Annotated in this window: 31 protein-coding genes and 1 pseudogene; 28 read left to right on the forward strand and 4 right to left on the reverse strand. The window is 66.6% G+C overall.

Translation table 11 applies throughout. From position 1 onward, the window contains the following. Positions 1 to 1,021: imidazolonepropionase (gene hutI, locus WAS25_RS02545; RefSeq protein WP_422309939.1), on the forward strand; the 1,021-nt coding region annotated here is incomplete at its 5' end. Between the two features lie 341 nt (positions 1,022 to 1,362). On the opposite strand, the gene WAS25_RS02550 is transcribed toward hutI, so the two are convergent. Next, complete coding sequence (locus tag WAS25_RS02550) at positions 1,363 to 1,596, reverse strand: DUF465 domain-containing protein (protein ID WP_422309940.1); 234 nt, start codon at positions 1,594 to 1,596, stop codon at positions 1,363 to 1,365. Positions 1,597 to 1,729: 133 nt separating this feature from the next. On the opposite strand from WAS25_RS02550, the pseudogene WAS25_RS02555 reads away from it, so the two are divergent. The 18 genes and pseudogenes from WAS25_RS02555 to WAS25_RS02640 form a co-directional block, all read left to right on the forward strand. After that, a pseudogene (locus tag WAS25_RS02555) lies at positions 1,730 to 1,912 on the forward strand (ATP-binding cassette domain-containing protein); the annotation flags it as partial. Between the two features lie 88 nt (positions 1,913 to 2,000). After that, entirely contained in the window at positions 2,001 to 2,612 is a 612-nt protein-coding gene (locus WAS25_RS02560; protein ID WP_422309981.1) for an ATP-binding cassette domain-containing protein, read from the forward strand. Positions 2,613 to 2,741: 129 nt separating this feature from the next. Continuing rightward, positions 2,742 to 4,202, forward strand: a complete 1,461-nt coding sequence (gene guaB / locus WAS25_RS02565; RefSeq protein ID WP_422309941.1) for an IMP dehydrogenase — start codon at positions 2,742 to 2,744, stop codon at positions 4,200 to 4,202. Positions 4,203 to 4,294: 92 nt separating this feature from the next. Continuing rightward, positions 4,295 to 5,587, forward strand: a complete 1,293-nt coding sequence (locus WAS25_RS02570) for a dihydroorotase (protein WP_422309942.1) — start codon at positions 4,295 to 4,297, stop codon at positions 5,585 to 5,587. Between the two features lie 149 nt (positions 5,588 to 5,736). Further along, entirely contained in the window at positions 5,737 to 6,111 is a 375-nt protein-coding gene (locus WAS25_RS02575; protein WP_422309943.1) for a hypothetical protein, read from the forward strand. A gap of 122 nt (positions 6,112 to 6,233) precedes the next feature. Further along, on the forward strand, positions 6,234 to 6,920 hold the full coding sequence (locus tag WAS25_RS02580) for a M23 family metallopeptidase (protein ID WP_422309944.1): 687 nt from the start codon (positions 6,234 to 6,236) through the stop codon (positions 6,918 to 6,920). Positions 6,921 to 7,049: 129 nt separating this feature from the next. Continuing rightward, positions 7,050 to 7,586 (forward strand): hypothetical protein, encoded by a 537-nt coding sequence (locus WAS25_RS02585; RefSeq protein WP_422309945.1) that lies wholly within the window; start codon positions 7,050 to 7,052, stop codon positions 7,584 to 7,586. A gap of 107 nt (positions 7,587 to 7,693) precedes the next feature. Then, positions 7,694 to 7,996 carry a hypothetical protein gene (locus WAS25_RS02590; protein ID WP_422309946.1) on the forward strand — a complete coding sequence of 101 codons (303 nt, stop codon included), beginning with the start codon at positions 7,694 to 7,696 and terminating at the stop codon, positions 7,994 to 7,996. Between the two features lie 235 nt (positions 7,997 to 8,231). Continuing rightward, positions 8,232 to 8,936, forward strand: coding sequence for a hypothetical protein (locus WAS25_RS02595; RefSeq protein WP_422309947.1), 705 nt, complete (start codon positions 8,232 to 8,234; stop codon positions 8,934 to 8,936). A 144-nt stretch (positions 8,937 to 9,080) separates the two neighbouring features. Beyond that, positions 9,081 to 9,749: a methyltransferase gene (locus WAS25_RS02600; protein WP_422309948.1), complete on the forward strand. Its 669-nt coding sequence runs from the start codon at positions 9,081 to 9,083 to the stop codon at positions 9,747 to 9,749. Between the two features lie 69 nt (positions 9,750 to 9,818). Then, positions 9,819 to 10,196, forward strand: a complete 378-nt coding sequence (locus tag WAS25_RS02605) for a VOC family protein (protein WP_422309949.1) — start codon at positions 9,819 to 9,821, stop codon at positions 10,194 to 10,196. Positions 10,197 to 10,321: 125 nt separating this feature from the next. Beyond that, positions 10,322 to 10,768 carry an SRPBCC family protein gene (locus WAS25_RS02610; protein WP_422309950.1) on the forward strand — a complete coding sequence of 149 codons (447 nt, stop codon included), beginning with the start codon at positions 10,322 to 10,324 and terminating at the stop codon, positions 10,766 to 10,768. Positions 10,769 to 10,822: 54 nt separating this feature from the next. Further along, a complete protein-coding gene (locus WAS25_RS02615) occupies positions 10,823 to 11,101 on the forward strand; it encodes a hypothetical protein (protein ID WP_422309951.1) in 279 nt (92 codons plus the stop codon). 61 nt (positions 11,102 to 11,162) lie between these two features. After that, positions 11,163 to 11,645, forward strand: coding sequence for a hypothetical protein (locus WAS25_RS02620; RefSeq protein ID WP_422309952.1), 483 nt, complete (start codon positions 11,163 to 11,165; stop codon positions 11,643 to 11,645). A 51-nt stretch (positions 11,646 to 11,696) separates the two neighbouring features. Further along, the gene (locus WAS25_RS02625; protein ID WP_422309953.1) at positions 11,697 to 11,873 is read left to right on the forward strand and encodes a hypothetical protein; all 177 of its coding nucleotides are present in this window, start codon (positions 11,697 to 11,699) and stop codon (positions 11,871 to 11,873) included. 64 nt (positions 11,874 to 11,937) lie between these two features. Further along, complete coding sequence (locus WAS25_RS02630; protein ID WP_422309954.1) at positions 11,938 to 12,315, forward strand: VOC family protein; 378 nt, start codon at positions 11,938 to 11,940, stop codon at positions 12,313 to 12,315. A 31-nt stretch (positions 12,316 to 12,346) separates the two neighbouring features. Beyond that, entirely contained in the window at positions 12,347 to 12,859 is a 513-nt protein-coding gene (locus tag WAS25_RS02635; protein ID WP_422309955.1) for a dihydrofolate reductase family protein, read from the forward strand. A 35-nt stretch (positions 12,860 to 12,894) separates the two neighbouring features. Then, positions 12,895 to 14,466 carry an esterase/lipase family protein gene (locus WAS25_RS02640; RefSeq protein ID WP_422309956.1) on the forward strand — a complete coding sequence of 524 codons (1,572 nt, stop codon included), beginning with the start codon at positions 12,895 to 12,897 and terminating at the stop codon, positions 14,464 to 14,466. 7 nt (positions 14,467 to 14,473) lie between these two features. On the opposite strand, the gene WAS25_RS02645 is transcribed toward WAS25_RS02640, so the two are convergent. Both WAS25_RS02645 and WAS25_RS02650 read right to left on the reverse strand, forming a co-directional pair. Continuing rightward, on the reverse strand, positions 14,474 to 15,256 hold the full coding sequence (locus tag WAS25_RS02645; protein WP_422309957.1) for a tetratricopeptide repeat protein: 783 nt from the start codon (positions 15,254 to 15,256) through the stop codon (positions 14,474 to 14,476). 51 nt (positions 15,257 to 15,307) lie between these two features. Next, positions 15,308 to 16,351, reverse strand: a complete 1,044-nt coding sequence (locus WAS25_RS02650; RefSeq protein WP_422309958.1) for an NAD(P)-dependent alcohol dehydrogenase — start codon at positions 16,349 to 16,351, stop codon at positions 15,308 to 15,310. Positions 16,352 to 16,456: 105 nt separating this feature from the next. Here WAS25_RS02650 and WAS25_RS02655 point away from each other — a divergent pair, with 105 nt between their 5' ends. The 3 genes from WAS25_RS02655 to WAS25_RS02665 are packed head-to-tail and all read left to right on the forward strand — an operon-like array spanning position 16,457 to position 18,311. Further along, positions 16,457 to 16,972, forward strand: coding sequence for a GNAT family N-acetyltransferase (locus WAS25_RS02655; protein WP_422309959.1), 516 nt, complete (start codon positions 16,457 to 16,459; stop codon positions 16,970 to 16,972). After that, positions 16,969 to 17,727, forward strand: a complete 759-nt coding sequence (locus WAS25_RS02660) for a DUF1295 domain-containing protein (protein WP_422309960.1) — start codon at positions 16,969 to 16,971, stop codon at positions 17,725 to 17,727. The genes WAS25_RS02655 and WAS25_RS02660 overlap by 4 nt, the downstream gene beginning before the upstream one ends. Positions 17,728 to 17,741: 14 nt before the next feature. Further along, positions 17,742 to 18,311, forward strand: a complete 570-nt coding sequence (locus WAS25_RS02665) for a thioredoxin family protein (protein ID WP_422309961.1) — start codon at positions 17,742 to 17,744, stop codon at positions 18,309 to 18,311. Here WAS25_RS02665 and WAS25_RS02670 read toward each other — a convergent pair. Then, positions 18,308 to 19,192 (reverse strand): tetratricopeptide repeat protein, encoded by an 885-nt coding sequence (locus tag WAS25_RS02670; protein ID WP_422309962.1) that lies wholly within the window; start codon positions 19,190 to 19,192, stop codon positions 18,308 to 18,310. The two genes, WAS25_RS02665 and WAS25_RS02670, sit on opposite strands and share 4 nt — an antisense overlap. A 270-nt stretch (positions 19,193 to 19,462) precedes the next feature. Here WAS25_RS02670 and WAS25_RS02675 point away from each other — a divergent pair, with 270 nt between their 5' ends. The 6 genes from WAS25_RS02675 to WAS25_RS02700 all read left to right on the forward strand — a co-directional run bounded on the left by WAS25_RS02675 (position 19,463) and on the right by WAS25_RS02700 (position 26,409). Further along, positions 19,463 to 20,245 (forward strand): response regulator transcription factor, encoded by a 783-nt coding sequence (locus tag WAS25_RS02675; RefSeq protein ID WP_422309963.1) that lies wholly within the window; start codon positions 19,463 to 19,465, stop codon positions 20,243 to 20,245. Positions 20,246 to 20,628: 383 nt separating this feature from the next. Next, positions 20,629 to 21,117, forward strand: a complete 489-nt coding sequence (locus WAS25_RS02680) for a DUF4402 domain-containing protein (RefSeq protein WP_422309964.1) — start codon at positions 20,629 to 20,631, stop codon at positions 21,115 to 21,117. 24 nt (positions 21,118 to 21,141) lie between these two features. Further along, complete coding sequence (locus WAS25_RS02685; RefSeq protein WP_422309965.1) at positions 21,142 to 21,744, forward strand: DUF4402 domain-containing protein; 603 nt, start codon at positions 21,142 to 21,144, stop codon at positions 21,742 to 21,744. 78 nt (positions 21,745 to 21,822) lie between these two features. Next, positions 21,823 to 22,674 (forward strand): molecular chaperone, encoded by an 852-nt coding sequence (locus WAS25_RS02690; RefSeq protein ID WP_422309966.1) that lies wholly within the window; start codon positions 21,823 to 21,825, stop codon positions 22,672 to 22,674. Further along, positions 22,661 to 25,483 (forward strand): carboxypeptidase-like regulatory domain-containing protein, encoded by a 2,823-nt coding sequence (locus WAS25_RS02695; RefSeq protein ID WP_422309967.1) that lies wholly within the window; start codon positions 22,661 to 22,663, stop codon positions 25,481 to 25,483. Before WAS25_RS02690 ends, WAS25_RS02695 begins: the two co-directional genes overlap by 14 nt. Continuing rightward, the gene (locus tag WAS25_RS02700) at positions 25,480 to 26,409 is read left to right on the forward strand and encodes a DUF4402 domain-containing protein (protein WP_422309968.1); all 930 of its coding nucleotides are present in this window, start codon (positions 25,480 to 25,482) and stop codon (positions 26,407 to 26,409) included. The genes WAS25_RS02695 and WAS25_RS02700 overlap by 4 nt, the downstream gene beginning before the upstream one ends. Positions 26,410 to 26,422: the final 13 nt, after the last annotated feature.

Raw genomic sequence — 26,422 nt, forward strand, 5'->3', positions numbered from 1 at the left:
GGCCACGCCGGGCTTCGTGGATCCCCACACGCACCTGCTCTTCGGCGGCAACCGCTCGGGCGAGTTCAACCGGCGACTGGCCGGCGTCACCTACCAGCAGATCGCCGCCGAGGGCGGCGGCATCCGCGAGACCGTGCGCGCCACCCGCGGCGCGACCGTGGAGGAGCTGGTGGCCTCGGGAGAATCCCGCCTGCGGGCCTTCTGTCAGCGCGGCGTGGTGCACCTCGAATGCAAAACCGGGTACGGCCTGGAGCTGGAGGCCGAGTCCCGCCTTACGGCCGCCTATGCCGAGCTGAAGCGGCGGGGCTGGAGCCTCGATGTGACGCTGCTGCCCGCCCACGACCTGGCACCCGAATTCGGCGGTGATGCCGAGGCCAACGCCCGCGCCGTGGCTGAGGACTGGCTGCCGGAGCTGGTTCGGCGCCATCCGGGCGTGGCGCGCTTCTGTGACGTGTTCGTGGAGAGCGGCGTGTTCAGCGCCGACCAGGGCCGCCGCATCTTCGAGGCCGGCAAGCGGCTCGGCCTCATCCCCCGCGTGCACGCCGACGAGCTCACCTGGACCGGTGGCGCGGAACTGGCCGCGGAGCTTGGCGCCGCCAGCGCCGACCACCTCATGTTCTGCAGCGAGGCCGGCATGAAGGCCATGGCGGCGGCCGACGTCACCCCCGTGCTGCTGCCGGGCACCACGCTGTTCCTGGGCATGCGCGACTGGGCGCCGGCGCGGAAGATGATCGAGGCGGGCTGCCGCGTGGCGCTCGCCACGGACTTCAACCCCGGGTCCTGCCCCTGCGTGGACCCGCTCACCATCCTGCGCCTGGGCTGCCTGCAGCTGCGCCTGACGTTTGAGGAGGCCTTCACCGCCATGACCCTCCACGCCGCCCGCAGCCTGCGCCACGCCGACCTGGGCCACCTGCACGCAGGCGCCCGCGCCGAGGTGCTGCTGTGGGACGTAGAGGAGTTGCTGGAGCTGGTCTACTGGGTGGGAGAGCCCTACCGGCCCAGGTTCCTTCCGGCCCGATGAACCTCAACCACCGACCACAAAGGAATATTTGGTGGATGGGAAGGAACGGCGATTCAGCCGTTTATGGAATCAGTAAGTGAAGAACCACCGATGAACACCGATGCACACCGATGCACACCGAAAAATGCAGATAGGGCCAAAGCCGAGAAAGTGACAGTTGGCTTTCTCCCAGACCTTTTCTTGATCAGCTTTTCAGCGGAGTTCAACGGTGTTCATCGGTGGTTCAAACCGCTTCTTGGCTTTCCCCGAGTCGATCACAGTCCGCCCAATTGTGATCGTCACCTCAGAACAAAACGAAGCCCCGGGCCGATTCCCGGGGCTTCTCCTGTGAGTGCGGCGGCCTACTGTTCGGCTCGCTTGGAGACCTCCTGCACAATGTGGTAGATGCGTTCCTTGGCGCGCAGCTTGATCTTCTTAAGCTCCACCTCTTCCAGGGATTCCTTGGCGGAGAGGCTGGGCTTCTTCTGGAGGTCACCGAGCCGCGAGTCCGCAGACTTGTGTTCTTCCATGAGCTTGCGGAATTCGAAGTGTTCTTTCATCAGGCGCTCCTGAAGTTCTGGGCGCAGGAAATCCATGACTCCTCCATGCCATGGCGGGACCGGTTCAGGTTCCGCGGGGTGATCGGGTGGACCAAGGGTAGGACCGCCCCGGAGGGCGTCAAGGCCTATCTGCGGAGACTTTGGAACTCCTTTGACAGCCACCACTTCCATGCAATCCTCTGGGCATGTCCCTGGTCGTCGAGGAACTGGTCCTGCAGCGGGCGGATGGGGTGCGCCTGCTGGGGCCCTGAGCCTCACCCTGGCCCCCGGGGAGCGCCTGGGCGTAGCCGGGGTGAGCGGTTCCGGCAAGAGCCTGCTGGCCCGGGCCCTGTTCGGCGTGCTGCCGCCGGGCGTGCTCCAGTCTGTCGGCACCCTGAGCGCCTTCGGAATCCGCCTGGACCGGGGCGGGATCGGCCCGGGACGCCCTCCGCGGTGCCCGGCTGGCGTGGGTGCCCCAGGACCCCCTGGGGGCCCTGAACCCGCTGCTCAACCTGGGGGAGCACCTGGCCCTGCTGCCGGGTCTCCATCGGAAGGAGCCCCAGGCTGCGACCCTGCGGCGGCTGGGCCCCCTGCTGGAGCGCCTGCGGCTGCCCGGCGACGCCCCCTTCCTGGCCTGCTTCCCCCACCAGCTCAGCGGCGGCCAGCGCCAGCGGCTCTGCCTAGCCATGGCCCTGTCCTGCGACCCTGAGCTGCTGGTGCTGGACGAACCCTCCACGGCCCTGGATCCCCTGGTGCAGCGGGACTTCCTGGACCTGATGCTGGACCTCAAGCGGGAGCGGGGCCTTGGCTTCCTGTGGATCACCCACGACCTGGCCGTGGCCTCGCAGGTCTGCGAGCGCCTGCTGGTCCTCTACGGCGGCGCGGCCATGGAGGCCGGCCCCGTGACCCGGCTGCTAACCCCGCCCAGGCACCCCTTCACGGCCAGGCTGGTGCAGGCCGCCCGGGGTCTGGCTTCCGAGGAAGCGGGGTTCCTGCCCGCCCCCAGGACATTCCGACCGGCTGCCCCTTCCAGCCACGCTGCGAGTGGGCACAGACCGACTGCTCGGATTTGATTGCGTAGGAGGGCCCGCCGGAGAATGGTTTGCGCTGCTTCGCCCCGCTGAGGGTGGAAGCGGCCCCGGGGCCGTGCGACCATGGGCTGCAAGGTCCCGCAGGCCGCGGGTCCGGATCCTGGAATCCCCATGCTGACCTTGCCCCTGCCGCGCGCCCTGACCTTTGACGACGTCCTGCTGGTGCCGGGCTACTCGGAGCTCCACCCCAACCAGGTGGACCTGGGCACCCGCCTCACCCGCGACATCACCCTCCGCATCCCCCTGCTCTCCGCGGCCATGGACACGGTGACCGAGAGCCGCATGGCCATCGCCCTGGCCCAGCTCGGCGGCATCGGCATCGTCCACAAGAACCTCAGCCCCGAGCGCCAGGCCGAGGAGGTGGACAAGGTGAAGCGCTCGGAATCGGGCATGATCACCGACCCCATCACCATCGAGCCCGACGCGCCCATCCGCGAGGCCGAGGCCTTGATGGCGAAGTTCCGCATCAGCGGCGTGCCCGTGGTGGAAGGGCACAAGCTGGTGGGCATCCTCACCAACCGCGACCTGCGCTTCGAGACCCGCTGGGACATCCCCGTGCGCGAAGCCATGACCAAGGACAACCTGGTCACCGTGCCCGTGGGCACCACCCTGCAGGAGGCCCGCGCCATCCTGCAGAAGCACCGCATCGAGAAGCTGCTGGTGGTGGATGGCCAGGGTCAGCTCAAGGGCCTCATCACCGTCAAGGACATCGAGAAGTCCATCGAGTACCCCAACGCCTGCAAGGACAGCTTCGGCCGCCTGCGGGTGGGCGCCGCCGTGGGCGTGGGCAAGGACCTGCTGGACCGCGCCGCAGCCCTGGTGGAGGCCCAAGTGGACGTGCTCTGCCTGGACAGCTCCCACGGCCACAGCCAGGGCGTGCTCGATGCCGTGAAGGCCCTGAAGAAGGCCTACCCCGGTGTGTCGCTCATCGCGGGCAACGTGGCCACCTACCAGGGCGCCAAGGACCTCTGCAACGCCGGAGCTGACGCCGTGAAGATCGGCATCGGGCCCGGATCGATCTGCACCACTCGCATCGTCACCGGCGCCGGCATGCCCCAGATCACGGCCGTGGCCGAGGCCAGCCGGGCCTGCCGCGAAGCGGGCGTGCCATGCATCGCTGATGGCGGCATCAAGTTCAGCGGCGACGTGGCCAAGGCCATCGCCGCGGGCGCCAACGCCGTGATGATCGGCAGCCTCTTCGCGGGCACCGACGAGGCGCCGGGCGAGACCATCTTCTACGGCGGCCGCACCTTCAAGGCCTACCGCGGCATGGGCAGCCTGGGCGCCATGAAGCAGGGCAGCAAGGACCGCTACTTCCAGGAAGGCAAGGACGACACCAAGCTGGTGCCCGAGGGCATCGAGGGCCAGGTTCCCTACAAGGGCAAGATGGGCGACTTGGTCACCCAGCTCATGGGCGGCCTGCGCGCGGGCATGGGCCTCAGCGGCGGCCAGAGCATCGCCGACTTCCAGGAGAAGGCCACCTTCGTGGAGATCAGCGGCTCCGGCCTGCGGGAGAGCCACGCCCACGACGTGATGATCACCAAGGAAGCCCCGAACTACCGGATGGAGTAGGGCCAAAAAGCAAAAGCGGAACACCGAGGTATTCTTCTTTTATCTTGAAGCGTTAGTGGTCTGCCCCGAGTTCCAGAGCCCCGGAGTCCCCCATGTCCCTGCTCGTGAAGAATGTCCGCCTGGTCGATCCGGCCCAGAACCTCGATGGCCTCGGAGTCCTGCTGGTGGTCGATGGGAAGGTGGAGGCCATCGCCGCGGACGCGGCGGCCATCCCGAAGCGCGAAGGCCTCGAGGTGCTCGATGGCGGCGGGGCGGTGCTGGCGCCGGGCTTCGTGGATTTGCACGTGCACTTCCGCGAGCCGGGGCAGACCCGCAAGGAGAGCATCGAGACCGGCAGCCGGGCGGCGGTGGCCGGGGGCTTCACCTCCGTCTGCGCCATGGCCAACACCAAGCCCGTGAACGACAGCGTGGCCATCACGGAGATGATGCTCACCCGGGCCGCCAAGGCGGACCTCTGCCGCTACTTCCCCATTGGCAGCGTGAGCCGCGAGATGAAGGGCGAGGAACTGGCGGACATGGGCACCCTCAAGGCCGCGGGCTGCGTGGCCTTCTCGGACGACGGCCTGCCCATCACCAACGCCTCGCTCATGCGGCGGGCGCTGGAATACACCCGCTGGCTAGAAGTGCCTGTGGTGGCCCACGAAGAGGACAAGGATCTGGCTGGCAAGGGCTACATGCACGAGGGTGCCGTGAGCGCCTCGCTCGGCTGCCTGGGCATTCCTGCCGCGGCCGAAGAAGCCATGGTGGCCCGGGACATCGTGCTGGCCGAGCACACGGGCGGCCACCTGCACCTGGCCCACCTCAGCACTGCGGGCTCCCTGCGCATGGTGCGCGAGGCCAAGGCCCGGGGCATCGCCGTCACCTGCGAGGTGACGCCCCACCACTTCGCTCTCTCGGACAAGGAGCTCATGAAGTTCGACAGCGACTACAAGATGAACCCGCCCCTGCGCACCGAGGCCGACATCCAGGCCCTGCTGGAGGCCATCGCGGACGGCACCGTGGACGCCATCGCCACGGACCACGCCCCCCATGGCTGGGACGACAAGGAGGTCGAACTGCCCATCGCCGCCTTCGGCGTCATCGGCCTGGAGACCGCCCTGCCCCTGACGCTGGAATTGCTGGTGAACCGCAAGGTCATCAGCCTGGCCAAGGCCATCAGCCTGCTGGCCTGGGAGCCCGCGAAGGCCTTCCACCTCGACAAGCAGGGACTCGGCAGCCTGAAGCCCGGCGCCCCCGCCGATTTCGTCCTCTTTGACCCGAACCAGAAGGTCCAGGTCGACCGTGCCTTCATCCAGTCCAAGTCCTTCAACACCCCCTTCAAGGGCTGGAACCTCCCCGGCCAGATCCTCGGCACCTGGGTCGCCGGCAAGCGGGTGTGGGGCTAGACCCCCAATCCATTCGGATTTTTTTACGTTTGCCTATTCCTCAATCGAGCCGTTATTTCCTATGTTAGTTCTACCTGATTTTTCAGCTCTCCCCCTTATGCGGCCATACCCACTTCAAGCCCAGTCGCATAATTCAGAGTTAGGTGGCTATGTCCATCGCCCTCTACATCGCGGCGTTTCTGCTCATCTCAGTGGGTGTAGCTCATTCCTACCTCGGTGAGCGCTACATCCTCATTCGGCTCTTTCGCCGAGAAGACCTGCCAAAACTCTTTGGTGGTACTCAGTTCACAACTCGAACCCTTCGATTCGCATGGCACATCACAACGATTGCTTGGTGGGGCTTTGCTGCAATCCTGTTGCATCTGGCTCAAGGTTCCATCTCACGTCAGGTCGTGGCCTTTGCTATTGGTACAACCTTCCTTACAACTGGACTTGTCACGCTCACTGCTTCTCGGGGCAGACATCTGGCTTGGCCTGTTTTCATTGCCATCGGCATCATTTCAATGTGTGTCGGCGCCACCTAACTTTGCGCTCAACCCGGGCCCCACCTGCATTGCCTTCGGTTCTCTCTCATCTTCTAGCTTCCTCGGCTCCGCTTACCGCCTCGGCGCATGTGTGGCCGGTTGGCTCTGTTCGATAGGCGTCAATGAAGGATTCTGCTGCAACTCTATCTATCAATCCGCCGGTCACTGGCGATTGGGTTGCCGTCAATACACCTGCTGAACGTGTACCAAGCCATGGAACACACTTCCTTGGACAGACCTACGCGTATGACCTCGCTCGCATATCGAAGTCGGGAACGAGTTTTTCTCATCACTCACTTTGGCGGCAGTTCTTCCTGCGAGTGCCCGCTCAGGCCTTCTTTGCCTGGGGCGAACCGGTGTTCGCAGCCTTCCCAGGGGTGGTCGTCGCAGCAGAAGACGACTGGCCCGATCGGAAGCAGATCAATGCGATTTGGGAAGTCCTGCGAGCACATGTGCTGCAGCGGAAACCGAAGAAGGACGACCTTCGTCCGCTACTTGGAAATTATGTCCTCATCAAGGGCGAGGATGGAGTGGCACTCTACGCACACTTGCAGAGGGGCAGTCTCACCGTTCGGCCTGGAGACCACTTGATTCCAGGCCAACGGATTGCCTCAGTTGGGAATTCCGGAAACTCAACCATGCCTCATCTACACTTTCAGGTGACTGACACTGCGAATCTATGGGAAGCCCAGGGAATCCCATGCGGCTTTCTAGGCGCGTCACATACGCCAAACACCAGAGCAGAGATGCCGCTCGTCCCATCCCTGATGAAGCCCTTTCATGCCGTTTCGCCGCACGTTGACATCTAACCCTAAGCTCAACCGGCCACCACCTGTCGTGTCCTCCGCTCTGTCTCAAGTCCCAGCCTCCTCGACTCCGCTCTGCGCCCTGTCGCAGGCGGGTCCCGTTGGTCACATCCTTAGACCGCCAGGACTCTCATGAAGCCACTTCTGAACGGATTCGCCTTCCTCGCCGCCATCGGCTTCGCGGCGAGCTTGGTCTCACATCTTTCGGCTCTGTTCGGCTTCAATGGGCCGTTGGGCGATCAGACCTGGTTTCTCCACGTCGGAATCTTCGTTGTTTGGATCCCGGCTGTCATTTCAAGTCACATGCTGAGCCGGAACGTCCCCTCCAAGAATGTATGGAAGGCCGCCCTGCGCTGGAGTCCCACCTGGATGAAGTACCTCACCTACTTTTTCTTTGGGTACGCCATCTTCAATTTCGTTCTGTTCATGATTATCGCGCCCTCTGGTCATCCCTCCGCTGGTCCAATGCCGCCGTCCGTGGTGCGAGGGTTCTCGGGTCACTGGATGGCCTTCTATTGTGCTGCCTTCTCGATTCTCTATTCCAAAGCTCACGCCCGAGATGAAGACCGACCGAAGCATTGCCCCAACGGCCATTCGGTCGGGCCCTTGGCGCAGTTCTGCGAAACCTGCGGTTCTCCCATTGGCCCCATGCCGACAGGACCAGAGTAAAGGTTGGCGGTCCAACCCTCCGCTCAACTCGGCCCCTGCCTGCACTGCCTTCCGTTACCCTCCCACCCATCATGCCGCCCCTTCGGCCATGAACGAGGAGCCAACCGATGAACGACTACATCCTTTTCATGCATGACGATTCGGATGAGCGTTCACCCTTCAACAGTGAAGCTTCATGGAATTCCTATTTCGCCATGCTCCGAGCAAGCGGGCGGTTTTCAGGAGGAAGTTCCATTGGCCTCGGGGAATGTGTGTCAAGGAATGGCCAGCCGAAACCAATCACATCTCATCTCTCTGGCTATATTCGCGTCGAAGCCGAGAGCCTTGAAGGGGCCAGACGGTTTTTGACGGGAAACCCTGTGATTGAGTCGGGAGGCACCGTGGAAATCAGAGAATTGCCACGAAGCTGATGTCTGCTGTCCGCTATATCTCAGTGCCTTCGACTCGTGCAGCCCAACCATTCGCCAAGGCCCGCCCCCGCAAGCACTGCCCATGCGTGCTTTCCATTCATTTCCCTTCCACGGTTCGGCCTGGCACCTCAGTGCAGGCAAGGCTTGCTGGTCTCATCCATTCAACTCGCAGGTTGTCGTTGCCCCCTGAGCTGGTTCATCGTGGGGTCGGGCCATACTTCCTAAAGGACCACGCGTGACCTCCTTGCGATCCACCGCCGCGCTTTCCATGATCGGCCTCATTGGCCTGACCCTCCTGGCGTTCTGGCCGACCTACCTCAGCAGGCCCTTCTCGACGATCGATGGCTATACGCACACCCACGCAGGTCTCGGGGCCCTCTGGCTCTTCATGCTCCTTGGGCAGATTTTCCTGATCCGGTCTGGACGGCGAGACATGCACAAGGCGCTCGGGAGAGCCTCCTACCTGGTCGCGCCCCTGTTCTTTCTGTCCGCCCTGCTCCTCGCCCACTTTCGCTTCTCCCGGATGGACGAAGCCACCTTCGCAAGGGAGGCCTACACCCTCTACCTGCCGCTCTCCGTCTCGGTGCTCTTTCTGGGCGCCTACGTGCTGGCGCTGGTACACCTTGATCGGCCCAGGCTGCACGGCTGCTTCATGCTCTGCACGGCGATCGTTCTCCTGGATCCAGTGGTGGCTCGCACCCTGGCGTTCCATGTGGTGCAGCTCCCCAAGTTCTGGCACTACCAGCTCATCACCTTCCCCCTCGGGTTCCTGATCCTCTTCGTCCTGCTCCGCGGGCTGCCAGCGCACTCGCGTGACCGGCGCGCTTTCGCCTGGTTCGCAGGCATGGTCGTCTTCGTGCAGCTGCTGTGGTTCGTCGCCCCTCGCACTGCGAGCTGGGCTGCCTTCGCGGACAGGTTCCGTCAGCTTCCACTCACCTGACCAGCTCTGCGATCAGCCACAAGCCTTCCGACGCCCCAAACCCGAAAGGCTGGTCAGGGACCTAGTGCCCATCGATGGCGGCCTGCGGGCGCAGGCGGATATTCGCCATCGACATTTCCCGTCCCCCAGGCAACCGTGGTCCCCATGGATCGCTCGTCCCGCAACCGGTTGACCGACAGGCGCCTCGACCAGTTCGCGGGGGAAACCCTCTTCGACGCCCTTGGCCGGGCGGTCTGCCGGGCCGGGTGCCTTCCGCGCAAGGAGCTGTACGAGGCCTGGGAGGTCGCGCGCCGGGTGCGGCGCCGGTTCCGGGGCGGGCGGGTGGTGGACCTGGCCTGCGGCCACGGCCTGCTGGCGCAGGTCCTGCTGCTGCTGGACGACAGCTCGCCCGAGGCCCTGGCCGTAGACCGGCGGATCCCCAAGAGCGCGGCCACCCTTGAGGCCACGCTCTGCGCCGAGTGGCCGCGCCTGGGGGGCCGGGTCCGCTATGTCGAGGCGGATCTCGAGACCGTGCCCCTCGGCCCGGGGGATCTGGTGGTCTCCGCCCATGCCTGCGGTGGCCTCACGGACCTGGTCCTGGATCGGGCGATGGCGGCCGGGGCGCGGGTGGCGGTGCTGCCGTGCTGTCACGACCTGCGGCAGGGCGACCTCGGCGGCCTGGAGGGCTGGATGGAGGGTGCCCTGGCCATGGATGCGGCCCGGGTTGCCCACCTGCGTGGCCAGGGTTACCGGGTGTCCACCCAGCTGATTCCCGGCGACATCACCCCGAAGAACCGGCTGCTGCTGGCGGAGCCGGAGGCAGGTGCCGGCTAGGGGCCGCCTCCTCCCCCCGCCCCACCTGGTGTATGGTCATCACTCGTCATTCCAACCAAGGAGTCAGCCATGAAACGGGTCGTGGGCATCGGCGGCGTCTTCCTCAAGGCCAGGGATCCGGAAGCCCTCCGGGCCTGGTACCAGCAGCACCTGGGCATCGATGTGCAGGACTGGGGTGGAACGGCCTTCCCCTGGAACAAGCCCGATGGCGTGACGGTCTGGAGCATCTTCCCGGACTCGTCGGAATACTTCGCCCCGAGCCGGGCCCCCTTCATGGTGAACTACGTGGTGGAGGACCTGAACGCGGTGCTGGAGGCGCTGCGCGCGGAAGGCTGCGACGTCGATCCCAAGGTGGAGGCATCCGAGTTCGGCGCGTTCGGCTGGGTCATGGATCCTGAAGGAAACCGGGTCGAGCTGTGGCAACCCCCCGCTGCGCCCATGCCCTGAGCACCACCTGTCTCTGGCGCCCCCGCCCGCGGCGACTACCTTTTCCCCAGCGGGTGAGGCGCCCGCACCCGATCCCCCGGGAAAGCTGTTCCGCCCCGGCCGATCCAACACAAATGGGCCTTGCCATGTCCACGAACACCATCCGGCTGCATCGCGTGCTCAAGGCCCCGCCTGAACGGGTCTACCGCGCCTTCCTGGATGCCGATGCCATGGTCAAGTGGCTGCCGCCCCACGGCTTCACGGGCAGGGTCGAGCATGTGGAGGCCCGGGTGGGCGGCACCTACCGGATGTCGTTCACGAATCTCTCCAACGGGCAGAGCCATGCCTTCGGCGGAAGGTACCTGGAGTTGGTCCCGAACGAGCGCATCCGCCACACGGACGCCTTCGACGATCCCAGCCTGCCCGGGGAGATGCAGACCACGATCTCGCTGCGGCCCGTGTCCTGTGGCACCGAGGTGGACATCGTGCAGGAGGGCATCCCCGCCGTGATCCCCCCGGAAGCCTGCCTCCTGGGCTGGCAGGAGTCCCTGTTCCTGCTGGCGCTCCTGGTCGAGGCCGAGATCCCGGGCTGACCGGGGCGGCCAATCCCGTACACTGCTTCCTGAAGCCACCACTGGAGGATCGACATGGAGCGGTTGTTCCCTGACGCAGGGCATCCCTACGGGGTGAGCCCTTCTGCTTTCTTCTCCCTGCGGGACGGCAAGCTGTATCCCGACGTGGGCCATCCCGACGGCGTGGGGACGGCCCCCTGGTTCTCGGTCCGCGGCGACAAGGTGTACCCCGACGAGGGACATCCGCAGGGAGCCGGCTCCACGGCCTGGTTCCGGGTCCAGGGGGGACGGCTCTACCCCGAGCCGGGCAACCCGGACGGCTCCGGGGCCCTGCCCTGGTATTCCATCCGCTGAGCCCCTGCCCAGCCGACACATCCGGCCCGCCACCCCGGGCCGCCTGAAAGGTCATCCCAAAATGCGCTTCACCTTTAAGCCCATGACCTACCTCGTCAGCTTCACCCTGTTCGTGCTGACCTTCACGGCCCTGGGCGCCTACGTGGGCTACGGCAAGATCGCCGACCAGCTGCTGACTCAGGCCTTCCTGGAGGCCACCCCTCTGCGGCTGCAGGTCCGGCCCGACCCGCAGGGTCCCACGCTGACCTGGGACGAGCGGGTGGCGCTGCCCCAGGGCGGCGACCTCCGCGTGGTGGCCGGCCAGCGTCCCCCGGCCATCGCCATCGATGGAGCCCCGGCGGGCCTCCTCCTGAGCACCCAGGAGCGCCCCGAGGACCTGAGGATCGACGCAGGCGGACGCTACCTCTTCGCCCGCACGCTCACCCCCGCCAAGGTCAAGGCGGAGGAGACCACCTGGATCTGCAAGTACGACCTGAAGCGCCGCCGCCTGGTGCGGCGCACCTCGGTCAATCCGATCCTGCTGCCCGCGCCCTTCCGGCCCTAAACCGTTCCGCCGCGCGGCCGTACCCCGGGGAACAACCCACTGGAGGTCCCCGTGAACCGGAACCACCTCATCGCCAACGCCATCCTCTGGGCGGCGGCCATCTTGGCCTCGGCCCTCGTTGGGGCGCCTTCCGCGCTGTCGGTCCTCCTGCTGCCTACCCTGGCCGTCTCGTCCCTCCTGTTCATGGGCCCACGGTTCAGCGCCACGAAGTGCCGCGCCAGCCGGTGAGGGCGTTCACGACCCGGGAGAAGCCTGCTACCTTCGATCCCCTTCCCCTTTTCTGGAGGCTGCCATGAGTGGCAATGCGGTCGGGTGGTTCGAGATCTACGTCCAGGACATGGCCCGGGCCAGGGCCTTCTACGAGGCTGTGTTCCAGGTGGCGCTTCAGCAGCTGAACGCCCCGCTGGACGAACTGGAGCTGTGGGCCTTCCCCTCGGACATGGAGCAGTACGGCAGTTCCGGCGCCCTCGTGAAGGTGACGGGCGTACCCTCCGGCGGCGGCGGCACCCTGGTCTATTTCCACTGCGAGGACTGCGCCGTGGAGGAAGGCCGGGCGGCCGCGGCAGGCGGCCAGGTGCACCGGCCCAAGATGTCCATCGGCCAGTTCGGCTTCATCTCCCTGCTGGTCGACACGGAAGGGAACATGATCGGCCTGCACTCCCTGCAGTAGGGGACCCAAAGGAGGCCGCCGGGGTTCGTTAATGCCCTTGCTCCGCTACAACGTCGCCATGAGCCTGGACGGGTTCATCGCCCGGGCCGACGGCTCGTACGACTGGCTTCCCGCCGATCCCGGCGTGGACTTCGTGGCGTTGTTCGCTGAGTTCGACCACTTCATCATGGGCCGCCGGACCTTCGAAGTGGTGCAGGCGCTGGGCGAGCAGGATCCCACCCGCGGGCGGTCCATCTTGGTGGCCTCCCACACCCTTCCGCACTCGGAGCTTCCAGGCGTCCAGGTGGTGGGGACGGGCCTGGCGGAGCGCCTCCAGGCCCTGAAGGCGGGCCCCGGCAAGGACCTGTGGCTGTTCGGCGGAGCCAGCCTCTTCCGCGCCCTGCTGGACCAGGGCCTGGTGGACCGGGTGGAGGTCTCGGTGATCCCCATCCTGCTGGGGGGCGGCATCCGGCTGATTCCGGAGGGCTGCAGCCACCCCCTGCAGCTGGTCCACCACGAGGCCCTTTCCAACGGAATCTTACAATTGGTGTACAAAGTGGGTTGAATTGATCCAGCCAATCCATCCGCGGGAGATGCGCCATGCTGACCAATCCCCAGCACCCCTACCACCCCATCATCTACGTGCGCGGCTTCGCCGCCACCCAGGGCGAGATCGAGGACACCGTCGCCGATCCCTACATGGGCTTCAACATCGGCTCGACCAAGGCGCGCACCGCCTGGACCGGTGACGTGAAGCGCTTCTACTTCGAGTCGCCCCTGGTTCGGCTCATGAGCGACCACGGCTACAACGACGTGTTCGTGGACGGCGAGGACCTGGTGGCTGTGGACCGCCCGGACAGCGTGGTGCCCTACCGCAGCGTCATCATCTACCGCTACTACGACGAGGCCAGCAAGGACTTCGGCACCGGCGAGACGCCCCCCATCGAGCGCTTCGCCAGGGGGCTGGATGCCCTGATCCTGCGGCTACGCGACAAGGTCTGCGCCAATCCCAAGCTGGGCATCGCGCCGGAGGACTTCCGCGTCTACCTGGTGGCGCACTCCATGGGCGGCCTCATCTGCCGCGCCTTCCTGCAGAACCCGCAGCTTGGCTCCCCCCAGGCCCGGGCTGCCGTGGACAAGCTGTACACATACGCGACCCCGCACAACGGCATCGACATGCGCATCGTGCGCAACGTGCCGGGCTGGCTGTCCTTCGGCGACATCAACAACTTCAATCGCGAGCGCATGGCGGGCTACCTGGCTGTGCCCAGCGGGGACGACGTGTCCGTGGTGACCAACTTCCCGCCGGAGCGGATCTTCAACCTGGTGGGCACCAACCCCCGCGACTACTCGGTGGCCGGGGGCCTGTCGGCCTGGGCGGCCGGCGAGGCGAGCGACGGGTTGGTGCGCATCGAGAATGCCACCACCCACGGCCGGGGTGCCGACGGCCGAGAGGTCAGCTCGCCACGCGCCTTCGTCCACCGCAGCCACTCGGGCCCCTATGGCGTGGTGAACTCCGAGGAGGGCTACCAGAACCTCACCCGGTTTCTCTTCGGGGCCCTGCGAGTGGACGGCATCCTCGACATCGACGACATCACCCTCCCCGCCGAGGTGCTGAAGGAGCTGAAGGCCGGCAAGCAGGTGCGGGCCTCGTACCAGTTCGAGGTCGCGGCCAGCGTGCGTGGCTGCCAGTGGCAGATGACCCGCCGCGAGGTGCGCGAGCACTCGGCCATCTTCCGTACCTACGAGGCCCTGTTCCCGGGCGCCCCCGGCAGCCAGCGGCGACCCGACCGGTCCCAGAGCCCCCACCTCTTCTCTGTGTTCCTGGATCCAGCCAAGAGCGTGAAGGCCTCGGGCTCCGTGAGCTTCGCCTTCGACCTCAAGGTGCTGGTGCCCGACTACGAGGTGGACGGCATCCTGTTCCTGAAGCGCCACTTCGAGGGCGGCTACGTGCTGCGGGAGTTGGTGATCGTGGAGGCCTTCCCCGATGCCGCCGCGCCGGGGGGCTGGCGCATCAAGTACGGCTTCCAGGGCGACAATCCCGGCAAGCCCGGCAAGGATGCCGTCACCCGGCCGCTGGACGGCGGCCTCGCCTTCGACATCGCCATCGACCAGAAGACGAAGCCTGGCCTGAAGGGCACCCTGCGCATCGAGGCGAGACCCTGGAGCTGAGTAGGCCTCAGGGGGCCGCGAGGATGGCCTGCCTCAGCTCGGGGCGGATGGCGGTGCCGACAGCCTCGGCCCGCTGCAAGTCGGCACGGGCCGAGGCCGAATCCTTTCCCTCGAGGTGCAGGGCCAGCAGGTTGTTCCAGGCGTGGGCGTGCGCAGGGTCTGTGGCCACGGCCTGCCGGAACTGGGCCCTGGCCTCGTCGCGGCGGCCCAGGCGGTACAGCGCGTTGCCCCGCAGGAACCGGTGGCTGGCCGGGACGCCGTAGGGGTTCTCGTGGTCATGGAGCGGCCCCTTGCGCGCCTGCACTGCCTCCACCTCGCGCTCGAGGGCGGCGAGGTAGGGTGCAACACAGCTGGTGGGGTCCGACACGCGCATGGTGACGGCTTCCAGGTTGGACCGCGCGGTCTGCTCCTCGACCTCGATCCGGGCCTTCAGGTAGTCGATCAGGTCGCGGTAGCGGCGGTTCAGGAGGGCCAGGCTGCGCTCCGCCACCTCCAGGTGCGCGAGGACGCCCTCGAAGTCCCGGGCTTCGTAGGCCATGCGGGCCAGCAGGAAGTGGGCGTCGAAGTGCTCCGGCTCCTTCTGGAGGCAGGGCTGCAGCAGCTTGCGGGCCTCCTCGAAGCGGCCCGCCCCCACGGCCCGGGCGGCCTGGTCGATGGGGGCGTCCAGGGACCGGTAGCGCTGGAAGATGGCGGTATCCGATTCCTGGGCCGGGACAGGCCTCGCCCCGCCCAGGATCAGGCCGCCCAGGAGCAGCAAGGTCCAGATGCGGGCGGGCTGGCTGGAAGACATGGAACAACTCCGGGGAGACCTTACCCAGGATAGGCCAGCCCAGCCGGGGATCTAGAGCGTCTTCATGTCCAGCACGAAGCGGTAGCGCACGTCGTTCTTCAGCATGCGCTCGTAGGCCTCGTTCACCTGCTGGACAGGGATCAGCTCGATGTCGGAGACGATGTTGTGCTCAGCGCAGAAGTCGAGCATCTCCTGGGTCTCGGCGATGCCGCCGATGAGCGAGCCGCTGAGGCTGCGGCGGCCCATGATCAGGGGGAAGGCGGAGACGGGCGTGGGCTCGGGCGGCACACCCAGCAGCACCATGGTGCCTTCGACGCGCAGCAGGCCCAGATACTTGTTGTAGTCGTGGGGGGCGGAGATGGTGTCGATGATGAGGTCGAAGTGGCCTGCCAGCCTCTTGAAGGTGGCGTCATCCGAGGTGAGCCCGAAGTGGTGGGCGCCCAGCTTGCGGGCGTCGGCCTCCTTCGACCTCGAGGTGCTCAGCATGGTGACGTCCGCGCCCATGGCCGCGGCCAGCTTCACGGCCATGTGGCCCAGACCGCCCAGGCCCACCACACCCACCTTGTCGCCCTTCTTGGTCTTCCAGTGGCGCAGGGGCGAGTAGGTGGTGATGCCTGCGCAGAGCAGGGGCGCGGCGGCGGCCAGGTCGAGCTTGGGCGAGATCCTCAGGACGAAGGCCTCGTCCGTCACGATGCTGGACGAGTAGCCGCCCTGGGTGACGGTCTTGCGGTCCATCTCGGTGCCGTTGTAGCTGAAGGCGGCGCCCTTCTCGCAGAACTGCTCGAGCTGGCGCTGGCAGCTGGGGCAGGTGCGGCAGCTGTCCACCAGGCAGCCCACGCCTGCCAGGTCGCCTGCCTTGAAGCCCTTCACGTGGGAACCCACCGCGGTGACCTTGCCCACGATCTCGTGGCCAGGAACCATGGGGTAGGTGCTGTTGCCCCACTCGTTCCGCACCTGGTGAAGGTCCGAGTGGCAGATGCCGCAGAAGGCGATCTCGATCTGGACGTCGTGCGGGCCCACGGCCCGGCGCTCGAACTGGTAGGGCCCCAGGGGCGCGGTGGCTGACGTGGCGGCGTAGGCTTTGGCGAGGGTCATGGCAGCTCCTTGAAGCAGAACCTTCACTCTAGACCAGGGATCCAGAGGTTACCTCCAGGTGCGTGGGTGGTTGGCAGCCGAAAGCACCTGGGTAATCCTGGACAGATGGACCCCATCCAGACCGAACGCCTGATCCTCCGCCCCTTCAACCTGGAGGATGCGCCCTTCATCCTGCGCCTGCTGAACGAGCCCTCGTTCATCGAGAACATCACGGACAAGGGCGTGCGCACCCTGGAGCAGGCGGCGGAGTATCTGGCCCAGGGGCCGCTGGCCAGCTACGCCACCCATGGCCACGGGCTTTGGCTCGTGCAGCACCGGACCACCGGCAACCCCATGGGCATGTGCGGCCTCATCAAGCGCGACAGCCTCGAGGAGGTGGATCTCGGCTATGCCCTCTGCCCGGAGTTCTGGGGTCTGGGCTATGCCCGGGAGGCCGCCGAAGCCTGCGTCACCTGGGGGTACGACCAGCTGGGGCTGCGCGGGCTGCTGGCCATCGTGTCACCGGGCAACGCGGCGTCCATCCGCCTGCTGGAGGCCCTGGACTTCCGCTATATCGAAACCAGGGACTTCACTCCGGGCGATCCGGTGGCGGTCTATCGACGGATCCTGGAGCCAACATGACCGGGCTGCCCCATCGCCAGACCGCGCCGACCTGGGCCAGGAGCCTGCATCGCCTCGCCACCTACCTGAGCGAGGACGCCTTCGGCGGCCCGCGTCCCTGGCGGCTGTCCACCCTGATCAACCTGCAGAAGGGCGCCACGTTCCTCTTCGTGCTGGGGCTCATGGCCGCCTTCCAGAACTGGGGACCGGTGGCCTGGACCTACCTGGCCCTGCATGGCACCTACGGCCTCTGCTGGCTGCTCAAGCACGCCACCTTTCCGGACGCGCGCTGGAACGTGCGTGCCACCTGGGGCGGCGGGCTGCTCGCCTTTGCCGCCGTGCTGGGCCCCTACTGGCTCGCACCGGTGCTGGTGGTGACACCCCTGCTGGGGCCGCGGCCCGAGCCCGCGGCCTGGCTCCTCGGCACGGCGGTGGCCATCCACACCCTGGGCCTGGCCCTCATGCTGAGCGCCGACGCCCAGAAGCACGCCCTGCTGAGCCAGCGGCCGGGACTCATCACCACGGGCCTCTACGCCCGGGTGCGCCACCCCAACTACCTGGGCGAGATGCTGCTCTACGCGGCCTATGCCCTGCTGGCCCGGCACTGGGGGCCCTGGCTGGTGCTGGCATGGGTCTGGGGCGGATTGTTCCTGCCGAACATGCTGGTGATGGAGGCGCGTCTGTCCCGCCATCCCGGGTGGCAGGAATACAAGGCCAGGACGGGTTTTCTGCTGCCCCGCCTGCGCACCCCACGGCCGCCCCGCAACCCTGCCTGAACCACGGAGGACCCATGCCCCGGCCCGCCACCCTGCCCGTCCTCGACTGGAAGGCCGTGTTCGACTCCGGCCTGGACTACGACGCCTGGCTCGCCGCCGCGGAAGCCGCCGAACAGCGCGACAAGCTGGAGGCCCAGCATGGGGCGCTGACGCTCGAGCCTGCTGTGGCGGGCTACCTGGCGGCCCTGCCCCGACCCGTCCACGTCGTGGCCATCGCCGAGGACTGGTGCGGCGATGTGGTGCGCCATGCGCCAGTGCTGCAGCGCATGGCCGAAGCCGCACCCATGCTGAGGGTGCGCTACATCAGCCGCGAGCAGCACCCGCAGGTGTTCCTGCGCTTCCTCACCAACGGCGGCGAAGCCATCCCCAAGTTCATCTTCCTGAGCGACCGCTTCGTGGAGTGCGGCAGCTGGGGGCCCATGCCCGAGTGCTGCCGCGAGCTCATCGCCCGGGGCAAGGCCTGTGGCGACGTGGCCGCGGCCCGGAAGAAGGTCTCCGCCCGGTACGAGCAGGACACCCTGCGCCGCGAGGTGGTGGCCGAGCTGCTGCAGCTCGTGGACATCGCGGTGAGCCGGGAGCCTTAGCTCTCGACACCACCTGCCATGGCCTCCGCCCTTGCCTGGGCCAGCAGCTGGCTGGTCCGGGAATCACCGGGGTTCCTCGCCAGGATGACCTCGTAGCAGCGCACCGCGTCGGCGGAAGCGCCCCGGAGGCCATGCACCCGGGCAAGGCCCAGCAGCGCGGAGCGGTCGTAGCCCTGGTCGAGGGCGCGGCGGAACAAGGCCTCAGCCCCAGTGAGGTTGCCCAGGCGGGCATAACAGTCACCGGCCCGGCAGAGGACCTGCTTGTTGGCACCATCGGCCTTGAGCATCTCGTCCCAGTAGGGCGCCGCCTCCTCGAAGCGGCCCAGCCCGCGCAGGGCGTCGGCCAGCCCGAAGACCGCGTGGACGTTGTCGGCCTCCTGCCGGAGCGCCTCCCGGAAGTGGTGCTCGGCCCGGGCGAAATCGAGCTTCTTCCGGCAGAGGTTCCCGGCCATGGTCCGGATGTGCAGGAGGCGAGGATCCAGCTCCAGCAGGCGCTCCCAGCAGGCCAGCGCGGCTTCGGGCCGGCGTTCCCTCTGATGAAGGTCGCCCAGCCCGGTCCAGGCATGGCGATCCCCCGGGTCGTGGCGAAGGGCGGCGTGGTAGTGCTCCGCGGCGCGCTCGGCCAACCCCAGCCTGCGGCAGGCATCGCCGACACGGGCCTGAACCGATCCCACCTGGGGTCGGAGGGCAAGGAACCGGTCCCAGGTCTCCAGGCAGCGCTTCCCATCGCCCACGCCGCGGTAGGCATCGGCTAGCCCTTTCAGGGCTTGAAGGTGATGGGGTTCCAGAGCAAGGGCACGGAGGTAGCAGTCCACAGCGGCCCGGAACTGCCGAGCTTTGCGGTTGGCAGCCCCGGCCTTGATGAGGTCCTGAAGATCCATGGCGGTGCGGTCTCCCTCAGCAGGGTGGCATCCCTGCTTTGAGTTCGAGTGAAAAGTCCCATGCCGTCGTCCCGGCCATCCTGGCGTCGGCGCAGAGGGATCAAACCCCATGTGCATCGTGTTTGCCCGTTCTGAACGACTGCGTCCACTCACCGCGACCATGAAAAAAAATGCATAAATGACCTCTCTAGCCGAAAAATAGATGATAAAGTCATCACCTCTGGCTCCCGGCCCCAAGCGTGCTGCCGAGGATCCTCTCCAGGTGACCGAATGGACCTGCACACCCCCTGCGAACCCGAGGTCCGTGCACCGGGTGCATCAGCCGCCCTGCCCCGGAATCCTGGCTGTGCACCCTGGACTTCCGCCGCGAATTCCCTCGGTACAGCGCTGGTGGTCGAGGATGATCCCGGCGCCCGGAATTACATCCGTTCCATCCTCCGGAAGGCTGGCTTCAAGGTGCTGGTGGCCGGCTGCGGCGAGGAAGCCCTGGACCTCTTCACCAGCCAGTCACCCCGACTCGTGCTGCTGGACATCGGGCTCCCTGGGATGGACGGTTTTGAAGTCTGCCGGATGATGCGCGGCTTGCGCGAGGATGTGGCCATCCTCATCCTCACCGGGCGTGGTGATGACTCGGACAAAGTGTGGGGACTGGACCTTGGTGCAGATGACTACCTTGTGAAGCCCTTCGCTCCCGACGTGCTGGTGGCAAGGACCAAGGCCGTGCTGCGCCGCTGTTCCCGCCAGTTCCTCACTTCGGATGTCCTCACCCTCGGCGATATCCGCATGGAGGTCCACAGCCTGAAGGTCTTCAAGGGGGACCGGGAAGTGGACCTCACCCCCCGGGAATTCGCACTCCTCGGTGCCTTCCTCAAGCACCCCGGCGAAGTGCTCACCCGGGACCGCCTGCATCGGGAGGTCTGGGGCGAAAACCACCACGGCAGCGCCAAGGCCCTGGATGTCTTCGTCTGCAAACTGAGAGAGAAGCTCGAGGATGACCCGGCCCACCCCAAGCACTTCAGGACGGAGTGGGGTGTGGGTTTCATTTGCCGGTAGTGGCCGCTAGGTGAGGGTGGCGGCACCCAGCAACCCGCGGCGGGAAGGGTGGGACATGATGCTCCACTACTCGGTGTTTAAGTATTGATATTTATCGTTTTTTATTGATTCAAAATGCCGATTTTTTAACAAATCTTAACCAATTTCCGGCTTGTTCCTAGGCAACCTCGACTCCATTCTGAGGTCGTTCTCCAAGCCAGGGTCTGCCCGTCAGGGCCGCTCCAAGCAGGACACCCAAGGTCATGACCACCGCAGGTTTTCCGCCCCTGCGGCTGCCATCGGCCTGCACTTCCCGGAGCCGCCACCAGGCGACCTCCTCTCCCCACCATTGTCCGGCGAAGGACTTCGGCCCTACCGCCTGACGCTAGCTCACAGGAGTTTCCATGCGCAAACTCATCGCTCTCGCCCTCGTGGCTGCGGTGTCCCCCATGTTCGCAGGCGACGGCAACCACGCCTCCGCCTCGGCCACCGCAGGCGTGAACCTCTACGCACCCGTGAAGATCAGCAAGGTCCAGGACCTGAGCTTCGGTGCCGTGGTCGTCAACGACACCGCCAATGCGCTGAGCCTGCTGTTGAACCTTGACGGGACCGTGACCTACACCAACGGCGTCGCCCTCATCGGTGCCAACGCCAAGGCCGCCCAGGTTGCCAAGTTCGGCTTCACCAAAGACAGCACCCTGACCGTCGCCTGGACCATCCCGACCACCGTCGAGCTGGGCACTGGCGTGAACTGGACCGTCCAGAGTTCCATCACCGGGGACGGCACCACCTCGACCGCCGGCACCGTGACGCTCTATGGAACCCTTGTCGCTGACGCCGGCAAGACCGGAGCCTTCGAGAAGGAATTCAACGTCAGCGTCAACTACAACTAACCCGGATGAAGAAAGGGAACCCACATGAATAAGCTCATTCTCCTCTCCAGCATCGTGGCTTTCGGCAGTATGGGCCTGGTGGCTCAGGACGGCTCCGTCAGCACAGCCTCAGCGAAGGCTTCGGTCACCATCGTGAACCCGCTGAAGGTCGCTAATACCCGCGGCATGTGGTTCGGCGAGTACATCGTCGATCCGGCCCTGCCGACCCCCAAGAAACTCATCCTCGAGGAATACACGGATGGGACCCCCTACACCAACTTCATGGGCGTCCAGAAGTGGGGCAACAAATCCGGCCTGGGTGAACCCCACACGGCCCGGTTCACCGCCACTGGCGAGAAAGACTATGCCTTCCTCGTGACCACCCCGAAGACCATCACCCTCACCTCCGGGGAAGGCACCGGCACCCTCAACCTCACAGTCCAGGTCTGCGACAGCAGCTCCGTCACCAATCCGGCCGGCGATCACAACTGGTCCATTGGAACCTTCACCCAAAGCCCCTTTGGAGGGAGCCTCGGAGGCAGTACAGGCGCCGCCCAGTTCTATGTGGGTGGGGAGCTTGATCTGGGCGCCAACTCGGCTCCGGGCCTCTATCGCGGGACCTTCTCGGTGGATGTGCAGTACAACTGATCTCCACCTAGAGGTCGTTGTTGACACCCAAGGGGCCACGGCCAAGCGCCGTGGCCCCTTCCATGGTCTGGAGGCACCATGCCACTCCGAAGAATGTCCTTCCTGCTCCTGTTCACCGCCCTGGGTCTCACCGCCCAGGGGCCCCCGCTGGTGGTAAAGGGAGTCGGCGACCTGGCGGTGGTGCCCCACCGGGTGGTATTCCAGGGGCGCGACCGGGCCGCCGAGGTCATGCTCCGCAATGATGGCTCCACCTCCGCCACCTACCGGATCCTGATCAAGGAGATGGTCATGCTCCCCAGCGGACGCCTGGACGACCGCACCAAGGCGCCGGGCGAGATCACCGCGGTGGATCTGGTGCGGATGACCCCACGGCAGGTCGAGCTTAAACCCGGGGAGGTACAGATGGTGAGGTTCCAGCTGCGCAAACCGGCGGAACTGGCCGAAGGGGAGTACCGGTCCCATGTGCTGTTCCAGGCCGTCCCTCCTGCCGATGTCCCGGAACCCGAGGCGGCGCCCGGGGAACATGCTCTTTCCTTCAAGCTGACCCCCATCTTCGGCATCACCATTCCCATCATCGTGCGGCACGGGAACCTGAAGGCCCAGTTGGGCATCTCGAAGGCCCAGGCCATGCCGCCCGAGAAGGATGAGGCTCCCTGGACCCTGGCCTTCTCGCTCGAGCGGCGTGGGAACTCCAGCGTCCTGGGAGACCTGAAGGTGCAGGTCGAGAAGGGAGGCCAGCTCCAGCGGGGCCTGGTGCTGGCCCAGATGAAGGGCATCGGCATCTACACGGGGCTGGAGGCCCGGGAGATCCGCCTGCCGCTCGATCCAGCCAGGCGAGGGGCCCTCCGGGGAGCCCAGCTCAGGATCACCTTCACCCCCACCGACGGGCTTGCGTCACCGGTGACGGCCCTGGTCGATGTGGCGGGCTAGTTCGAGGCTTCGCCCCCTGCTGCTCCTGGTGGGCTTCAGCCTTCGAGCCCAGGGGCTGACACCCCTCCAGGAGTCGGAGGGCATCCTTGTGCGCCCCATCCTCGACCGCAAGCCGCTCGGAGAAGACCTCCTGGCCATCCCCTCCCAGGGAAAGGTCTACCTGCCCCTGGGCGAGGTCTGCCGGTTGCTGGCTTTCGACATCACCGTGGCTCCAGGATCGGCATCGGCCCAGGGCACGTTCCTGTCCACCCGTCGTTCCTTCCAGCTGAACCTGGCGGACGGTACTGTCCACTTCAACGGCGCGACGTCCTTCCTCCGCCCGGGCCAGGTTCACCCGGTGGGGGACGACCTCTATGTCGAGGCGGGGCTGTTGGGGACCTGGTTCCCCTTGAGCCTGGAGGTGAACCTCAAGGACGCCGTGGCCCTCTTCGCGGCCGCGGAAGGGGTCCGCCTGCCCATCCTGGACATCTGGGAACGGGAAGGGAGGTACGCGCAGTTCAAGGAGGCCGGCAGGAAGGAGGGAGAGGGCACCCCGAAGGGCGCTCGCCAGCGAGTCCCCTACAGCTTCCTGGATGTACCCACCCTCGACCTGGGTGTGGGCTGGAGTGCCAGTGCCCACGGGGGTGGGCAGAAGCCCCAGGTCTCGGCCAACCTGGCAGGGGACCTGTTGTGGATGAGCTCTGTGCTCTTTGTGACGCACGACTCGGCCAGGGGTTTTCGCGACTCCAGAGGCACCCTGTTCCGCGAGGATCCCGATGGCGGGCTGATGGGGCCCCTGCATGCCCGCAGGTTCGAGGTGGGCGACCTCATGCAGTCCGGTTCCCTGGAACTCGTCGGCTCCCTGCCGAATGGCCAGGGCTTCAGCCTCAACAACCTGCCCCTGGAATATCGGACGGCCTTCGGCAGCCGGGCCTTCCGCGGGCAGCTCCCGGAGGGCTGGACCGTGGAGCTCTACCAGAATGGAACGCTCCTGGGCTTCCGGCGCTCCCGGCCGGATGGCCGCTATGAATTCCAGGAAGTGCCCCTGCGCTTTGGCATGAACGACTTCCAGCTGCTGTTCCTCGGCCCCTTCGGCGAACGGCGCAAGGAGAGCTTCCGCCTAGACATCGCGGGCGACCAGCCGCCCCCGGGCTCCTTCTACTACCAGGTGATGGCCTCCATCCCCCGGCAACAGGCCGCCAGCGCCACGGCCCCCGAGACCACGCTGACCCCCCGGGGGAAGAACGTCCTCGGCAGCATGGAGTACGGCCTCAGTCCTGCCTTGTCCCTGAAGGCCGGAGGAGCCCGCGTGGTCCTGCAGGACGGGGCGCACCAATACGTTGTGGCGGGCCTGCGTGGCGTGCTTCCCTACCTCGCCCTGGATGTCTACGGTGCCCGGGACCGCAGCCCCCTGGGCAGTTCGGGAGAGGCCTACCAGGGCTTGCTGCGCACCGGGTTCGGCTACAACAGCCTGTCCTTGCGCCGGGCCCAGTATCTGGGTGGCTTCCAGACGCCCTCCCTCGTGAGCACCACTGGCACCCACCTGCTGAAGGAGGAAACCCAGGGGGACCTGAACGCCTCCCTCCCCTCGGGCGGACGGGTCTTCAGCCTGGGGGGGACCTTGTGGGAACAGTCCTTCGTGGATGGGGAACGGCGCCTGCGGTCGCGGTTCCAGGCAGGACTCGGCCTGCAGTCCCTGAGCTTCACGGCCTTTCTCGGCCGCTCCCGGTGGACCACGCAGAACCAGAGTGAGATGGGCCTGACCCTCAGCGCCCGGGCCGGTGGGCTCGGCCTACAGGGCGAGGTCCAGAGCCAGAGCCAGAGCGCGGGAAGCCGCGGCACTGTCTGGACGCTCAACGGGGACTACCAGGGCAGCACGGGCATGAGCTACCGGGCCGCCATCCAGAAGGCTTCACCGGATTCGAGCGCCATCCTCGTGCAGGCTGGGGCAGCGCGCCTGGCGGGCAGCTTCGGTTTTGGTGTGGACGGAACCTGGTCCCGGGCCGGAGGCTGGGGCGTCACCCTGCGCCTGCAGCTGTCCATGCAGCGTGAGCCCCGCTCTGGCCAGTGGACCACGAGCGCCCAGTCCCTGGCTTCCAGTGGCAGCGTCTCCGCCCAGGCCTTCCTCGACGAGAACAGCAACGGGAAGAAGGACCCCGGCGAGCGGGTGCTGGAAGGGACCCGCTTCACGGTTCGGGACGGCATCCAGTCGGAGAACCACAGCCATGATCCCCGCATCGCCTGGTATGCCCAGCTGGGGCGGAGCCAGTGGGTCCCCGTGGCCGTGGATGGCGCCTCGCTGGAAGACCTGAGCCTGCAGCCTTCGGAAGCAGCCACCTTCATCCTGCCCCGACCCGGCAAGGTCATCCGGCTGGATGTCCCGGTGCAGATCCTGGGGGAAGTCAACGGCACCACCCGCCGCCGCGTGGGCGCCGCCACCAAGGACCTTGGTGGCCTGGAAGTGGAACTCACCTCGGCCGACCACAAGCTCGTCCGCAGAATCCGGACGGCCTACGACGGTTTCTTCGAACTCCGCAACCTCCCCCTCGGGAGCTACACGCTCACGGTGACCCCGGAGGAATGCCAGCGCCTCCGCCTGGTCAAGGTGCCCAGGCGGACTTTCGTCGTGGACCCCACCCATACCGTCCATGATGGGCAGGACCTCGTGGTGGAGTCTGGGGACCAGCCCGGGCCCGGCACCCCAGTCCCCCCGGGGGGGACGGATCAGGCCCCGCCCAGGCCCGAGCTTCCCGCAGCCGGCTCCCCGGACCATCCCGCACGCCCCACTGACAGCCCAAATCCCAGACCAGCCGCCGGAGGCCCCCCATGAAGCACTGGATGCTCGCAGCACTCCTGGCCCTGGCGTCGTTCCCTCCCGCCCTCGCGGAGGAGGGTCCAGGCCTGAAGCTCCTCCGTCTGCAGGGCCTCCAGTTCGGGACCCTGGTGGTGGAGCCGAGCGGCGGGAGCGTGGAGCTCACGCCGGACGGCCTGCTCAAGCCTTCGCCGGGCATCCGCGGGCTGGCGGGAGCCCCGGCCCTGGTGGGCAGGATCGCCATCGAAGGGGCGCCGGGACGACGGTTCCGCCTGGAATTCGACCCCGCCCGCCCCACCCTGTCGGGCGCGGCCGGTGCTCCCCGCATCGAGCGCTTCATCCTGCTCCCGGGGGACAGCGTGCTCACCCTGGACGGCACCGGCCGAGCGGAGGTCCGCATCGGGGCCGTGCTGGACATCCCTGCGGGTTCCTACTCCGGGGCCTACCGCGCCTTCCCGGATGTCCTGGTCCGGGCCAGGTTCACAGACCGGGGCCGGGAGGAGGGGAGAAGCGCCCCTTTGTTCCTGCCCATCCAGGGCCATCTGAGGGCGCCGATGTCCCTGACTTGCCTGCGCTCGCTGTTTTTCGGCGATGTCGTCTCGGGGGCTGAAGGGGGCGCGCTCCGGGTGCAGGCTGATGGCACGTATGTCTGGACGGGGGCCAGCCCGGCCCGCTTTCTCCACCGGCATCCCGTGGCCGCCCGGTTTCTGCTGCGCGGGGCGGCAGGTTCCGGCTACAGCCTGCGCCTGCCGCGGGAGGACATCCTCCTCTTCGGCCGCACGGACAAGCTCCATGTCAGGGACTTCACCACGGACGCGCCATGGGTTGGGCGCATTCCCGCCGGGGGTCTGGAGTTTGGCGTGGGTGCCACGCTCGCGCTGCCGGCGAACACCTCCAGCGGAACCTATCAGGGCACCTTCCGCGTCGAAGTGGACTACAACTGACCAGACCCTATCC

The sequence above is a fragment of the Geothrix sp. genome, from assembly GCF_049292215.1.
Lineage (GTDB): Bacteria > Acidobacteriota > Holophagae > Holophagales > Holophagaceae > Geothrix.

Excerpts from the sequence above, each read along its gene's own strand:
- WAS25_RS02550 (WP_422309940.1), bottom strand. The coding sequence starts at position 1,596 with ATGGATTTCCTGCGCCCAGAACTTCAGGAGCGCCTGATGAAAGAACAC.
- guaB (WP_422309941.1), top strand. The coding sequence starts at position 2,742 with ATGCTGACCTTGCCCCTGCCGCGCGCCCTGACCTTTGACGACGTCCTG.
- WAS25_RS02570 (WP_422309942.1), top strand. The coding sequence starts at position 4,295 with ATGTCCCTGCTCGTGAAGAATGTCCGCCTGGTCGATCCGGCCCAGAAC.
- WAS25_RS02575 (WP_422309943.1), top strand. The coding sequence starts at position 5,737 with ATGTCCATCGCCCTCTACATCGCGGCGTTTCTGCTCATCTCAGTGGGT.
- WAS25_RS02580 (WP_422309944.1), top strand. The coding sequence starts at position 6,234 with ATGAAGGATTCTGCTGCAACTCTATCTATCAATCCGCCGGTCACTGGC.
- WAS25_RS02585 (WP_422309945.1), top strand. The coding sequence starts at position 7,050 with ATGAAGCCACTTCTGAACGGATTCGCCTTCCTCGCCGCCATCGGCTTC.
- WAS25_RS02590 (WP_422309946.1), top strand. The coding sequence starts at position 7,694 with ATGAACGACTACATCCTTTTCATGCATGACGATTCGGATGAGCGTTCA.
- WAS25_RS02600 (WP_422309948.1), top strand. The coding sequence starts at position 9,081 with ATGGATCGCTCGTCCCGCAACCGGTTGACCGACAGGCGCCTCGACCAG.
- WAS25_RS02605 (WP_422309949.1), top strand. The coding sequence starts at position 9,819 with ATGAAACGGGTCGTGGGCATCGGCGGCGTCTTCCTCAAGGCCAGGGAT.
- WAS25_RS02610 (WP_422309950.1), top strand. The coding sequence starts at position 10,322 with ATGTCCACGAACACCATCCGGCTGCATCGCGTGCTCAAGGCCCCGCCT.
- WAS25_RS02615 (WP_422309951.1), top strand. The coding sequence starts at position 10,823 with ATGGAGCGGTTGTTCCCTGACGCAGGGCATCCCTACGGGGTGAGCCCT.
- WAS25_RS02620 (WP_422309952.1), top strand. The coding sequence starts at position 11,163 with ATGCGCTTCACCTTTAAGCCCATGACCTACCTCGTCAGCTTCACCCTG.
- WAS25_RS02630 (WP_422309954.1), top strand. The coding sequence starts at position 11,938 with ATGAGTGGCAATGCGGTCGGGTGGTTCGAGATCTACGTCCAGGACATG.
- WAS25_RS02635 (WP_422309955.1), top strand. The coding sequence starts at position 12,347 with ATGCCCTTGCTCCGCTACAACGTCGCCATGAGCCTGGACGGGTTCATC.
- WAS25_RS02640 (WP_422309956.1), top strand. The coding sequence starts at position 12,895 with ATGCTGACCAATCCCCAGCACCCCTACCACCCCATCATCTACGTGCGC.
- WAS25_RS02645 (WP_422309957.1), bottom strand. The coding sequence starts at position 15,256 with ATGTCTTCCAGCCAGCCCGCCCGCATCTGGACCTTGCTGCTCCTGGGC.
- WAS25_RS02650 (WP_422309958.1), bottom strand. The coding sequence starts at position 16,351 with ATGACCCTCGCCAAAGCCTACGCCGCCACGTCAGCCACCGCGCCCCTG.
- WAS25_RS02655 (WP_422309959.1), top strand. The coding sequence starts at position 16,457 with ATGGACCCCATCCAGACCGAACGCCTGATCCTCCGCCCCTTCAACCTG.
- WAS25_RS02660 (WP_422309960.1), top strand. The coding sequence starts at position 16,969 with ATGACCGGGCTGCCCCATCGCCAGACCGCGCCGACCTGGGCCAGGAGC.
- WAS25_RS02665 (WP_422309961.1), top strand. The coding sequence starts at position 17,742 with ATGCCCCGGCCCGCCACCCTGCCCGTCCTCGACTGGAAGGCCGTGTTC.
- WAS25_RS02670 (WP_422309962.1), bottom strand. The coding sequence starts at position 19,192 with ATGGATCTTCAGGACCTCATCAAGGCCGGGGCTGCCAACCGCAAAGCT.
- WAS25_RS02675 (WP_422309963.1), top strand. The coding sequence starts at position 19,463 with ATGGACCTGCACACCCCCTGCGAACCCGAGGTCCGTGCACCGGGTGCA.
- WAS25_RS02680 (WP_422309964.1), top strand. The coding sequence starts at position 20,629 with ATGCGCAAACTCATCGCTCTCGCCCTCGTGGCTGCGGTGTCCCCCATG.
- WAS25_RS02685 (WP_422309965.1), top strand. The coding sequence starts at position 21,142 with ATGAATAAGCTCATTCTCCTCTCCAGCATCGTGGCTTTCGGCAGTATG.
- WAS25_RS02690 (WP_422309966.1), top strand. The coding sequence starts at position 21,823 with ATGCCACTCCGAAGAATGTCCTTCCTGCTCCTGTTCACCGCCCTGGGT.
- WAS25_RS02695 (WP_422309967.1), top strand. The coding sequence starts at position 22,661 with ATGTGGCGGGCTAGTTCGAGGCTTCGCCCCCTGCTGCTCCTGGTGGGC.
- WAS25_RS02700 (WP_422309968.1), top strand. The coding sequence starts at position 25,480 with ATGAAGCACTGGATGCTCGCAGCACTCCTGGCCCTGGCGTCGTTCCCT.